At 54.6% G+C, this 12,084-nt stretch carries 13 protein-coding genes and 2 tRNA genes; 10 read left to right on the top strand and 5 right to left on the bottom strand.

Going from position 1 to position 12,084, the window contains the following annotated elements; translation table 11 throughout:
- Positions 1 to 8: 8 nt before the first annotated feature.
- The 5 genes from gutM to LH86_RS00855 are packed head-to-tail and all read right to left on the bottom strand — an operon-like array spanning position 9 to position 3,135.
- Entirely contained in the window at positions 9 to 368 is a 360-nt protein-coding gene (gutM, locus tag LH86_RS00875; protein ID WP_039297581.1) for a transcriptional regulator GutM, read from the bottom strand.
- Positions 369 to 425: 57 nt separating this feature from the next.
- The gene (gene srlD / locus LH86_RS00870) at positions 426 to 1,205 is read right to left on the bottom strand and encodes a sorbitol-6-phosphate dehydrogenase (RefSeq protein WP_039297579.1); all 780 of its coding nucleotides are present in this window, start codon (positions 1,203 to 1,205) and stop codon (positions 426 to 428) included.
- Between the two features lie 29 nt (positions 1,206 to 1,234).
- A complete protein-coding gene (gene srlB / locus LH86_RS00865; RefSeq protein ID WP_039297576.1) occupies positions 1,235 to 1,597 on the bottom strand; it encodes a PTS glucitol/sorbitol transporter subunit IIA in 363 nt (120 codons plus the stop codon).
- Positions 1,598 to 1,608: 11 nt separating this feature from the next.
- The gene (locus tag LH86_RS00860; protein WP_039297573.1) at positions 1,609 to 2,577 is read right to left on the bottom strand and encodes a PTS glucitol/sorbitol transporter subunit IIB; all 969 of its coding nucleotides are present in this window, start codon (positions 2,575 to 2,577) and stop codon (positions 1,609 to 1,611) included.
- 9 nt (positions 2,578 to 2,586) lie between these two features.
- A complete protein-coding gene (locus tag LH86_RS00855; RefSeq protein WP_008458272.1) occupies positions 2,587 to 3,135 on the bottom strand; it encodes a PTS glucitol/sorbitol transporter subunit IIC in 549 nt (182 codons plus the stop codon).
- Between the two features lie 401 nt (positions 3,136 to 3,536).
- On the opposite strand from LH86_RS00855, the gene LH86_RS00850 reads away from it, so the two are divergent.
- From LH86_RS00850 to LH86_RS00805, 10 genes are all read left to right on the top strand, one after another.
- Complete coding sequence (locus LH86_RS00850; protein ID WP_039297571.1) at positions 3,537 to 4,232, top strand: metal ABC transporter ATP-binding protein; 696 nt, start codon at positions 3,537 to 3,539, stop codon at positions 4,230 to 4,232.
- Positions 4,229 to 5,113, top strand: coding sequence for a metal ABC transporter permease (locus LH86_RS00845; protein ID WP_008458268.1), 885 nt, complete (start codon positions 4,229 to 4,231; stop codon positions 5,111 to 5,113). The genes LH86_RS00850 and LH86_RS00845 overlap by 4 nt, the downstream gene beginning before the upstream one ends.
- A complete protein-coding gene (locus LH86_RS00840; RefSeq protein ID WP_039297568.1) occupies positions 5,110 to 5,988 on the top strand; it encodes a metal ABC transporter substrate-binding protein in 879 nt (292 codons plus the stop codon). Before LH86_RS00845 ends, LH86_RS00840 begins: the two co-directional genes overlap by 4 nt.
- Positions 5,989 to 6,118: 130 nt before the next feature.
- On the top strand, positions 6,119 to 6,628 hold the full coding sequence (gene pncC / locus LH86_RS00835) for a nicotinamide-nucleotide amidase (RefSeq protein WP_039297566.1): 510 nt from the start codon (positions 6,119 to 6,121) through the stop codon (positions 6,626 to 6,628).
- 85 nt (positions 6,629 to 6,713) lie between these two features.
- The gene (gene recA / locus LH86_RS00830; RefSeq protein ID WP_008458263.1) at positions 6,714 to 7,778 is read left to right on the top strand and encodes a recombinase RecA; all 1,065 of its coding nucleotides are present in this window, start codon (positions 6,714 to 6,716) and stop codon (positions 7,776 to 7,778) included.
- 75 nt (positions 7,779 to 7,853) lie between these two features.
- The gene (locus LH86_RS00825) at positions 7,854 to 8,369 is read left to right on the top strand and encodes a regulatory protein RecX (RefSeq protein WP_039297563.1); all 516 of its coding nucleotides are present in this window, start codon (positions 7,854 to 7,856) and stop codon (positions 8,367 to 8,369) included.
- A gap of 139 nt (positions 8,370 to 8,508) precedes the next feature.
- On the top strand, positions 8,509 to 11,136 hold the full coding sequence (gene alaS, locus LH86_RS00820; protein ID WP_039297561.1) for an alanine--tRNA ligase: 2,628 nt from the start codon (positions 8,509 to 8,511) through the stop codon (positions 11,134 to 11,136).
- Between the two features lie 244 nt (positions 11,137 to 11,380).
- On the top strand, positions 11,381 to 11,566 hold the full coding sequence (csrA, locus tag LH86_RS00815; RefSeq protein ID WP_008458257.1) for a carbon storage regulator CsrA: 186 nt from the start codon (positions 11,381 to 11,383) through the stop codon (positions 11,564 to 11,566).
- Positions 11,567 to 11,868: 302 nt separating this feature from the next.
- Positions 11,869 to 11,961: transfer RNA gene (locus LH86_RS00810), tRNA-Ser, on the top strand.
- A gap of 4 nt (positions 11,962 to 11,965) precedes the next feature.
- Positions 11,966 to 12,042 (top strand) — tRNA-Arg (locus tag LH86_RS00805).
- The last annotated feature ends 42 nt before the right edge of the window (positions 12,043 to 12,084 follow it).

Raw genomic sequence — 12,084 nt, 5'->3', positions numbered from 1 at the left:
AAACGAAATTAACCCTGTTTCAGTTTAAGCGCTAATGATAGAGCATTCTGACAATCACGATCATGGGGAAAGATCACATCGGGCTGCAATTCCTGCCGATTCATGCCGTGTAACTGCATTAAAGGCTGTGGGAGGGCAAAAACCGTCAGACCTTTCATTATCAGGCTGTCGCGGACGTTTTGCCGCTCATCAAAGGCGAGGGCAATGACCACTCTGGGCCGAAAACGCCCGGATGAACGGCCTACGCCAACGGCCCCCTGCTGGCAGAGCCTGTCAAAGGCCCGATTAAAACGGCGGATTTGCCAGCCGCCGAGCAGTAACTGGCTGAGCCAGGCGATCGCCGCCAGGGCGATCAGTGCATTCATCATGCATCCTCCTTTAGGCAGCCTCTGGCTGAGGGCCAGAGGCAACCGGTGACCTGATAGTTAAAACATAACCTGCCCGCCGGTGACGTTGATCGACTGTCCGGTACAGTAAGAGGCTTTATCGCTGGCGTAAAACAGGAGCGTGTTAAGCACGTCCTGATAGTCACAGCCGCGTTTTAAGGGGACCTTGTCGATGTAGTATTGCTCTACTTCGTCAGCGGGAATGCCGAGTTTTTCCGCGTACTGCGGCAGCAGAGACTGGAACATCGGGGATTTGAGCAGATTGCCCAGCATTAGCGCATGCACGGTGATGCCGTATTCCGCCAGATCCAGGGCAAGAGACTGCGTCAGCCCCACGCCGCCAAATTTCGCCGCGCTGTAGCCGGAGTTGTGCTTGCTGCCGACCTTGCCGGACTTTGAGTTAATCTGGATGATGCGGCCTTTAATTCCGTCCCGGATCATCAGGCGGGAGAATTCCCTGGCGCACAGGAAGTAGCCCACAAGATTTACCTGCAGCGAGCGGTCAAAATCCCCCAGAGCGAAATCACCAATAAACGCCGCTTTGGCGATGCCCGCACTGTAAACCAGCAGATCGACCTGGCCGAAAATCTCGTCCACGCCGTGAGCCAGCGCGGTAACGCTTTGCTCGCTGGTGGCGTCCGAGCCAAATCCCCAGGCAGATCCCGGCCCGTACTGGTCGTTAATTTCCTGCGCGACGCGGGCCGCTTTCTCACTTTGAATATCCACCACGGCAACTTTGTAGCCTTCCTGGGCCAGCCCATGGCAGATAAACGCCCCGAGTGTTTGCCCTCCACCGATGACAACGGCAACCTGATTCATGTTTTACTCCTTTGATTAAATAACAATGTTTATGCAACAAACTTCAGCTGGCAGCCGGGTTCAATGCCCTGAGGCAGCGGGCCATTGACGTGTACGGTGCCTGGGTATTCCGCCCGTGCTTCACCGTCGAAGCGCAGGGTGATGTGCCCGAGTTCCTGCAAGTTTTGCTGGGCCACGTCGCCTACGGCGGTGACGGCGTAGTGCTGGCCATTGAGTTCAAAATGAATGCCAGGCTTTAGCTGGCCGGTCAGCTCACCGTGGCAGTGGATAAAGCAGTAATCCTGAATATCTGCCGGGGCACCTTCCCGAAAGGTAATAAGCATGTTGTCTGCCAGCGCCTCGCGCGCGCACTCTCCAATCTGGACGATGGTGGTCTGGTAAATGATCTGCATGGGGCTTTCCTTTATTGGTAGATGAAGCCGGACACCAGCCAGGCGATTAACACAGTGGGAGCGCCCGTTAAAAAGCGCCCGACCAAAACAGAAGGCACGCCGACGCGTACCGTTTCCTGCCGGGCTTCTGCCAGAGACAGGCCAACAGGAATAAAATCGCAGGCGGCCTGGGCGTTAATGGCAAACAGCGCGGGCAGCGCCAGGTGAGGAGGGATATGTCCGAGGCCAATCTGCACCCCAATCAGCACCCCGATGACCTGCGCAATCACCGCCCCTGGGCCGAGGAAAGGTGAGAGCAGGGGGAAAGAACAAATCAGCGCGAGCGTAATCAGGCCGATAGGGTTGTTGGCGAGCGGGGCCAGACCGTGGGCAATCCAGTCGCCTAGCCCGGATGCCATGATGATGCCAATCAGCGCCGACACGAAGGCCATAAAAGGCAGAATCGTTTTCAGAACCGTATCGATAGTGTCGCGTCCTGCCTGAAACAGCACTGCTACGGCTGAGCCCATTCCCATACCGACTTTAGCCAGCAGGCCATCGCTTTGTTCGGTGATTTTTTTGCTGGCGTCGTAGTCCCGCGCTGGCGCATGTTTGCGCTCGACCTGCGGTTCGCCGCTGGCCCAGCTAATGTTTTCTTCCCGGACGCCTGAGACGTAAATATCTTCAACAATGTACTGCGCCAGGGGACCGGATTTGCCGGTGGCGTGGATATTGATGGTCGGGATGCGGCGTTTGGGGTAGAGCCCGCAGCGCAGTGTGCCGCCGCAGTCTATGATTGCCAGTGCGATTTCTGCCTCCGGCGGCTCGCCGTCTTTAAAACCGTCTACCGCCTGGCAGCCAGTCATTTCGCTTAACTTGTCGACGATTACCGGGCGTGTGCCGGCCGTGATGTAAACGATCTTTTTGCTCGGATCGACCGGGACGATCAGCGGCCCGCCCCATCCACCCTGGCCTTTTTCAATACGAATGCTTTGAGTCATGATTTTTCCTTAGAGACGGACCTGGCGTTCCAGCTCAATGCCCATTTTTTTCTCGAAAATCGAGGTGGTGAGATCGGTTATCCAGCCGCGGAAGAAGTTGGTGACCAGCCCAACAAGCAGATAACTCACTGCGAGAGGAGCCAGCGGCAGGCCCAGCGTCGTTAACCCGCTGGCAATCCCCAGATAAACAAACAGTTCGCCAGGGTTTATGTGGGGGAATAGACCGTTCATGGAATGACAGCTATAAGATGCCGCGGCGTAATAGCTCGGCTTGTACTTCTCAGGCATAAAGCGCCCCAGACTGAGCGTCATTGGGTTGCAAAACACAAAGGTGCCGATGCAGGGCAGCAAGAGGTAACGCGATACGGGGTTGCCGGCACAGCGCTGCGCCATGCGTTCAATGCGGTGTTGGCCGATAAAGTTAATCAGCGCGTTCATTATCACCAGCAGGCTGATCAGCAGAGGGAGAATGCCGGTCACCATGCCGGTAAAGACCTCTCCGCCTTTCTGAAACAGGCCAATAAACCACTCCGCCCCGTGGGTAATCATGTCGATCATTTCTGTCTCCTGTAGGGTTATCTGCTCACCGTTGTTTCCGGTGGTGGCTCATATTAATCATTTTGAAATGCGAAAATATGTTATTTAGATCTCATTGTGAAATATAAATCTGTTAGTTTGAAAGATTATTGAGTGGTAAACGAGGTGGAAAAATGACGTTCTGATTGACCGAAGGGGAAAGTGTGCTTGATTGAGGGTTCGTTTATGCCGAGGTGTAAAACAGAAATTTACAAGAGCTATTGGGTAGATTATGTTATGTTATAACGAAACAATATTGGTGCCAGTATGTCTGTTGCAGCTCCCTCCTCACTGTTTAGCCTTTCCGGGCTGCTTCGCGCGGCCCTTGTCGCGCTGCTGATCTTCGGCCTGTGGGGCGCCATTCATTGGGCGGTTATCCTGCCATGATCGAATTGCAGAATCTCGAGCTGGGCTATTACGGCAACGTGGTTGTGTCAGCCCTTAGCGGCCAGTTCCGGCGCGGCAGCATGACTGCGGTGATCGGGGCGAACGGCTGCGGCAAATCGACGCTGTTAAAAACCCTGGCCGGGCTGCTGCCTCCCATTTCCGGCAGCGTAAAGTTTCAGGACAATATGCGCCCACGCATTGCCTGGCTCCCGCAGTTGGGGGAGATGGATCGGCAATTTCCCGCCACGGTTTATGACGTAGTTTGTATGGGGAGCTGGCCGGGGCGCGGGCTGTTTTCCGGCCTTCGTCGCCAGCACCGTGAACGCGTGATGGAAGCAATTGAACGCGTGGGATTAAGTGAGCATTACCTGCGGCCGATTGATGTGCTCTCAGGGGGACAGTTTCAACGCATGCTGTTTGCTCGCCTGCTGGTTCAGGACGCACCGCTGGTGCTGCTCGATGAGCCGTTCACCGGCGTGGATGTGCAGACCAGTGAGTTTTTAATGGAACTGATGTGCCAGATGCACCGGGATGGCAAGACGCTTATCAGCGTGCTGCACAACAACGAGCTGGTACGCCGGCACTTTCCTGAAGTTTTGCTGCTCACCCCGGAGGGTTACCAGTGGGGTAACGCCGACGAAGCCTTAGCGCAATATGCTTCCTTTCGCCCGCGCCTGGTACAAACAGCATGATTTATCACCTTTTTATTGAGCCGTTTGTGGCTTACGGCTTTATGCGCCGCGCGCTGGTGGCCTGCCTGTCGCTTTCCCTGAGTACCGTTCCGCTTGGCATTTTTCTTCTGCTTCGCCGTATGAGTCTGGTGGGTGACGCGCTTTCTCATGCCATTTTACCCGGCGTTGCCGTGGGCTATCTGGTCGCCGGTATGTCGCTGGTGGCAATGGGCATTGGTGGGTTTGTGGCCGGCGTGCTGGTGGCCTTACTTTCCGGCTGGGTTAGCGCCCGGACGCCATTAAAAGAAGATGCCAGCTTTGCTGGATTCTATCTTGGTTCGCTGGCGCTCGGCGTGACGCTGATTTCTTTGCGCGGGTCAAGCGTTGACCTGCTGCACCTGCTTTTTGGCTCAATTCTCGCCGTGGATGGTGAAGCTATTAAGTTTGTGGGTCTCATTGCCAGCGTGACGCTGATTGCGCTGGCGCTGCTTTATCGCGGCCTGGTGCTGGAGTCTTTTGACCGCAGCTTTTTACAGGTGAACAACCGGTTGCTGCCGTCGCTGATACACGGCACGTTTTTGGCGCTGCTGGTGCTTAACCTGGTTGCCGGTTTCCAAATCCTCGGCACATTAATGTCCGTTGGCCTGATGATGCTGCCCGCTATTGCCGCGCGCTGCTGGGCTAAAACATTGCCTGGCTCAATCGCTCTTGCCGTGGTGTGTGGCCTGATTTGTGCCTGGTTAGGGCTGGTGTGGTCTTTCTACGCCTCCTTACCCGCCGGGCCGGCCATTGTGCTTACCGCGAGCGTCGCATTCTTTATCTCAATACTTTTCGGACCGCGCAGCGTGCTTGCAGGGAGCCTGCTGCGTAGGAAATTGGCAATCATAAAGGGGGTTAAATGAAACGTTTAGGGATTGGTATTGCGCTGGCTCTGGCACTCTCCAGCCAGATGGCTGCAGCGAAAACGCTGAATGTAGTGGCAAGTTTTACCGTTCTGGCTGACATGGCTAAACAGGTTGGCGGCGACCATGTCAAAGTCACCAGCCTGGTTGGGCCGGATGGCGACCCGCATAGCTTTGAACCTTCGCCGAAAGACAGCGTCGCGCTGCGTAATGCGGATGTGGTGATTGTGAGCGGGCTCGGCATGGAAGGGTGGATGGATCGCCTGGTGACGGCGTCCGGCTACAAGGGCAAAGTTATCGTGGCTTCTCAGGGAATTAACACCCGCAGTATGGAAGAAGACGGTAAATCAATCACTGACCCACATGCGTGGAACAGCGCGGCAAATGGGGCTATCTACGCGGAAAATATCTCTGCGGCGCTGGTTGCGGCCGATCCACAGGATGCAGAGGCTATCCGTAAAAGCGGCGATAGCTATGCAGCGCGCCTGAAACAGCTCGACAGCTGGGCGAAAAAACGCTTTGCTGATGTGCCGCAGTCTAAACGCAAGGTCCTGACCAGCCACGATGCTTTTGGCTACTTTGGCGAGGCTTACGGCGTCACGTTCCTGGCCCCGGTAGGCTTTTCCACGGAAGCCCAGGCCAGCGCCAGCGACGTTGCCTCTCTGATTAAACAGCTGAAAGATGAACATATCTCCACCTATTTCATCGAAAACCAGACCGACCCACGCCTGGTGAAGCAAATTGCCAGCGCGACCGGCGCTAAGCCCGGCGGTGAGCTGTATCCAGAGGCACTTTCACGCCCAGACGGCCCGGCAAGCACCTATGAAATGGCGTTCAAACATAACGTGAACACCATTGCCAACAGCATGAAATAGTTTTCCCCCGGCCAGCTTTTGCTGGCCGTTCCATTTCTGGAATCCTTCCCGAGTATCCCGATGTAATCCCCTGCAACGCCCGTAAAGTGCTATCGTGTTGGCTGATGATATGTCTACAATCGGAGCCAGCATGACAGACAGCGCATTGTTTGAGCTAAGCCAGTGGGTAGGGAATGGCCTTGGGCAGCTTGGGGCCACCGTAACCACCGCAGAATCTTGTACCGGCGGCTGGATCGCGAAAGTGATTACTGACGTTGCCGGCAGCTCAGCCTGGTTTGAGCGGGGCTTTGTAACCTACAGCAATGAAGCCAAACATCAGCTGATCGGCGTGAACGAATCTACGCTGGAAGCCTATGGCGCCGTGAGCAAAGGCGTAGTGCTTGAGATGGCGCAAGGCGCACTTGCTGCCGCGAAAGCGGATTATGCAGTTTCTGTCAGCGGTATCGCCGGGCCAGATGGCGGCACGCCTGAAAAACCGGTCGGTACGGTGTGGTTTGGTTTTGCGGACAAGCACGGCAGAACGCTGGCAAAGGTGCAGCGCTTTGACGGTGACCGCGATGCCGTTCGCCGCCAGGCCACGGAATTCGCCCTGCAGAGCCTGTGGGACGATTTTCTAAAAAATAAACTTGATACTGTATGACTGTACAGTATAATTGCCTCAACGAAACAGTATTGAGAACGCGGGGTTGCGAATCATCGCATCGCTCAGCATGACAGGAGTAGAAATGGCTATCGACGAAAACAAACAGAAGGCGTTAGCGGCAGCACTGGGCCAGATTGAAAAGCAATTTGGTAAAGGCTCCATCATGCGCTTGGGTGAAGACCGCTCCATGGACGTGGAAACGATCTCTACCGGTTCACTTTCTCTGGATATTGCGCTGGGCGCAGGCGGCCTGCCAATGGGCCGTATCGTAGAAATCTACGGGCCTGAATCTTCCGGTAAAACAACGCTGACCCTGCAGGTTATTGCGGCCGCACAGCGTAGCGGTAAAACCTGTGCGTTCATTGATGCCGAGCACGCGCTGGACCCGGTCTATGCCAAAAAACTGGGCGTTGATATCGACAATCTGCTGTGTTCCCAGCCGGATACCGGTGAGCAGGCGCTGGAAATCTGTGACGCGCTGGCACGTTCCGGCGCGGTTGACGTCATCATCGTTGACTCCGTTGCGGCGCTGACGCCGAAAGCGGAAATCGAAGGTGAAATCGGCGACTCTCACATGGGCCTTGCGGCACGTATGATGAGCCAGGCAATGCGTAAGCTTGCTGGTAACCTGAAGCAGTCCAACACGCTGCTGATCTTCATCAACCAGATCCGTATGAAAATTGGCGTGATGTTCGGTAACCCGGAAACCACGACCGGCGGTAACGCGCTGAAATTCTACGCGTCTGTCCGTCTCGACATTCGTCGTATCGGTGCCGTGAAGGATGGCGAAAACGTCGTCGGTAGCGAAACCCGCGTGAAGGTAGTGAAAAACAAAATTGCCGCGCCATTTAAACAGGCTGAGTTCCAGATCCTCTACGGCGAAGGTATCAACTTCTACGGTGAGCTGGTTGACCTGGGCGTGAAGCACAAGCTGATTGAAAAAGCGGGTGCATGGTACAGCTACAACGGTGAAAAAATCGGTCAGGGCAAGGCAAACGCCAGCAATTTCCTGAAAGAGAACAAGCCGATGGCGGAAGAAATTGAGAAGAAACTGCGCGAAATGCTGCTGAATAACCAGGACAGCACGCCGGACTTCACGGTAGATGACCACGACGAAGACGCGGTCGAAACCAACGAAGACTTCTAAAATAATACAAAGGGCTGCTAACGCGGCCCTTTGTGCTTTCTCTCCCCCTGATATCGATCTTTGCCACACGACCCTATGCCCGACAACACCGCTTCTCCCCGCCGCAGTGCTTTTGCCCGCCTTTTAGATAAGGCGACCCGTATTCTTGCCATGCGTGACCACAGCGAACATGAGCTGCGCCGTAAGCTGGCAACGCCTTCTGCCTTTGCGGCAAAATTTGCTAAAGAGGACGAACCTGAGATTACTCAGGACGATATTGATAAGGTTATTGCCTGGTGTTACGAACACCGCTGGCTGGACGACGTGCAGTTTGCGTCACGTTTTATTGCCAGCCGCAGCCGTAAGGGATATGGCCCTCAGCGTATTCGGCAGGAACTGAAGCAAAAGGGAATAGACCGGGCTATTGGTGAGTCGGCGATGATGGCTTGTGAAATTGACTGGCAGCCTCTGGCGCGTGAGCTGGCCGAACGTAAGTTTGGCTCGCCGCTGCCGACGGAGTGGCAGGCAAAGGCGAAAGTGCAGCGTTTTCTTCTCTATCGTGGCTTCTTTATGGAAGACATTCAGGAGATCTGGCGAAATTTTGCTGATTAGGGCCACACTGGATTTTACTTCCCACGCCAGAAAACTTATCTTATTCCCACTTTTTTCCAGGTAAGCTGGCCTGAGCCGTCTGCGTTACGGCCGTCATGGCAGCTTTACAACTCTTCGTTAGCTTGATTCCAGGATAATTATGAGCAAGAGCACCGCTGAGATCCGTCAGGCGTTTCTCGATTTTTTCCATAGTAAAGGCCACCAGGTTGTAGCGAGCAGCTCCCTGGTCCCGAACAACGATCCGACTTTGCTGTTTACCAATGCCGGGATGAACCAGTTCAAGGATGTTTTCCTGGGCCTCGACAAACGTAACTATTCCCGCGCCACAACGTCTCAGCGTTGCGTCCGCGCAGGCGGCAAGCACAACGATCTGGAAAACGTCGGTTACACCGCGCGTCACCATACCTTCTTCGAGATGCTGGGTAACTTCAGCTTTGGCGACTATTTCAAACACGATGCCATTAACTTTGCCTGGGAACTGCTGACCGGCGAAAACTGGTTTGCGCTGCCGAAAGAACGTCTGTGGGTGACCGTCTACGAAACCGATGACGAGGCCTACGAGATCTGGGAAAAAGAAGTGGGTGTGCCGCGTGAGCGCATTATTCGCATTGGCGATAACAAAGGCGCAGCCTTCGCATCCGATAACTTCTGGCAGATGGGCGATACCGGTCCTTGCGGTCCGTGCACCGAGATTTTCTACGATCACGGCGATCACATCTGGGGCGGCCCTCCGGGAAGTCCTGAAGAAGATGGCGATCGCTACATTGAGATCTGGAACATCGTGTTCATGCAGTTCAACCGTCAGATCGACGGCACGATGCTGCCACTGCCAAAACCTTCTGTAGATACCGGCATGGGTCTGGAGCGTATTGCGGCCGTGCTACAGCATGTGAACTCCAACTACGATATCGATCTGTTCAAAAAGCTGATTCAGTCCGTTGCCGAAGTGACCGGCGCGACCGATCTGTCGAACAAATCCCTGCGCGTTATTGCGGACCATATCCGTTCATGTGCGTTCCTGATTGCCGACGGCGTAACCCCTTCTAACGAAAACCGTGGTTACGTGCTACGTCGCATCATTCGTCGCGCGATTCGTCACGGCAACATGCTGGGCGCGAAAGACACCTTCTTCTATAAGCTGGTTGGCCCGCTGGTCGAAGTCATGGGTTCCGCAGGCGAAGAGCTGGCCAAACAGCAGGCGCTGGTTGAGCAGGTTCTGAAAACTGAAGAAGAGCAGTTTGCCCGCACGCTGGAGCGTGGTCTCGCACTGCTGGATGACGAGCTGGCGAAGCTGAAGGGCGACACGCTGGATGGCGAAACCGCTTTCCGCCTGTATGACACCTACGGCTTCCCTGTGGACCTGACGGCAGACGTGTGCCGTGAGCGCAACATCAAAGTTGACGAAGCAGGCTTTGAAGCCGCAATGGAAGAGCAGCGTCGTCGTGCGCGTGAGTCCAGCGGGTTTGGTGCAGATTACAACAGCATGATCCGCGTGGATTCTGCTTCTGAATTCAAAGGCTATGACAGCCTCGATCTGAACGCGAAAGTGACTGCGTTGTTCGTTGACGGCAAATCCGTTGACCAGGTTACTGCCGGTCAGGATGCCGTCGTGGTGCTGAACGAGACGCCGTTCTACGGTGAGTCCGGCGGCCAGGTTGGCGATAAAGGTGCTGTGAAAGGTCACGGCGTTGACTTCGCCGTCAACGACACTCAGAAATACGGCCAGGCCATCGGCCACCTGGGCAAGCTGGTTTCCGGCGTGCTGAAAGTGGGCGACAGCGTTGAAGCGAAAGTTGATGAAGCTCGTCGCGCTCGCATTCGTCTGAACCACTCTGCAACGCACCTTCTGCATGCTGCGCTGCGCCAGGTGCTTGGCACTCACGTTGCTCAGAAAGGCTCCCTGGTCAACGATAAAGGCCTGCGCTTCGACTTCTCTCATTTTGAAGCGATGAAGCCGGCTGAAATCCGCGCCGTAGAAGATATTGTTAACGCACAGATTCGTCGTAACCTGCCTATTGAAACCAACGTCATGGATCTCGAAGCCGCGAAAGCGAAGGGTGCCATGGCGCTGTTCGGCGAGAAGTATGACGACCACGTGCGCGTTCTGAGCATGGGAGATTTCTCCACCGAACTGTGTGGTGGTACTCACGCCTCTCGTACGGGTGATATCGGTTTGTTCCGTATCGTTGCGGAATCCGGTACGGCGGCTGGTGTGCGTCGTATTGAAGCTGTGACCGGCGAAGGCGCACTGGCTAATCTCCATGCGCAAAGCGACCAGCTGCACGACATCGCTCAACTGTTGAAAGGCGACAGCCAGAACCTGAACGAGAAAGTCCGTTCGGTACTGGAACGTACCCGCCAGCTGGAAAAAGAGCTGCAGCAGTTGAAAGAACAGCAGGCTTCGCAGGAGAGCGCAAATCTCTCCAGCAAAGCGGTTGAAGTAAAAGGCGTTAAATTACTGGTAAGCGAGCTGAGCAACGTCGAGCCTAAGATGTTGCGTACCATGGTCGATGACCTGAAAAATCAGCTTGGCTCCGCCGTGATTGTTCTGGCCACTGTGGCAGAAGGGAAAGTGTCTCTGATTGCTGGTGTCTCCAAAGATGTGACCGACCGTGTGAAAGCGGGGGAGCTGGTGGGGATGGTTGCACAGCAAGTTGGTGGCAAAGGGGGCGGTCGTCCTGATATGGCTCAGGCGGGTGGTACAGACGCAGCGGCATTGCCGGGCGCACTGGCCGGCGTTGAGGCCTGGGTTACGGCAAAACTCTGAAAATAACTAAAAGTGTAATTGCGCCATAACTGTTCTCAGTTATGGCGTACTACCATTTACACACTATCAATAATGATAAAGTCAGGTTGAAGTTGTGTATATCGGCTAAACTTAGATATAACAGAGTGTAATGCTATGACAGAGTGCGTCTTATCTATTTGTCATTCGTTACGATTTCGCGTTATATGATGGATAATGCCGGGATACAGAGACCCGACTCTTTTAATCTTTCAAGGAGCAAAGAATGTTAATTCTGACTCGTCGAGTTGGTGAGACCCTTATGATTGGGGATGAGGTGACCGTGACTGTGCTTGGGGTAAAAGGCAACCAGGTCCGTATCGGTGTTAACGCCCCGAAGGAAGTCTCTGTACACCGCGAAGAAATCTACCAACGTATCCAGGCTGAAAAATCCCAGCAAACGAATTTCTAAAAATATCGCGCCTCGCTAATCTACAGCGAGGCGCATCTCTCTTCTTCCTGCTTTTCCCTTTCTCTGTCGTTAACATCATTTTTGCTTCGCTTATCCGTATGCCGTTTCTGCGTGCTTATTGCCGGTTGCCTGTTGATAAAACACTCTTTTTGTCTCCAAATTACGCTAATCGAGCGTGATTTGTGCAATCGATAGCGAGTAGGGAAAAATTGTTTGACTTATAAGTCCCAGAAAGTAATATGTGCGCCACGCAGCGACGAGAAGCTCTTACGAGTAACTCGAAGCACTCGAAAGAGGCGTGTGGTGAGGTGGCCGAGAGGCTGAAGGCGCTCCCCTGCTAAGGGAGTATGCGGTCAAAAGCTGCATCCGGGGTTCGAATCCCCGCCTCACCGCCATTTTGCATCCGTAGCTCAGCTGGATAGAGTACTCGGCTACGAACCGAGCGGTCGGAGGTTCGAATCCTCCCGGATGCACCATTCTTCTCCGGTATTGCCTGAGAATGTAGGCAGTACTGAGTC

This window comes from Cedecea neteri (genome assembly GCF_000758325.1).
Classification (GTDB): domain Bacteria; phylum Pseudomonadota; class Gammaproteobacteria; order Enterobacterales; family Enterobacteriaceae; genus Cedecea; species Cedecea neteri_B.
The sequence above is the reverse complement of the archived record's forward strand: the minus strand, read 5'-3'. Positions and strand labels throughout refer to the sequence as shown.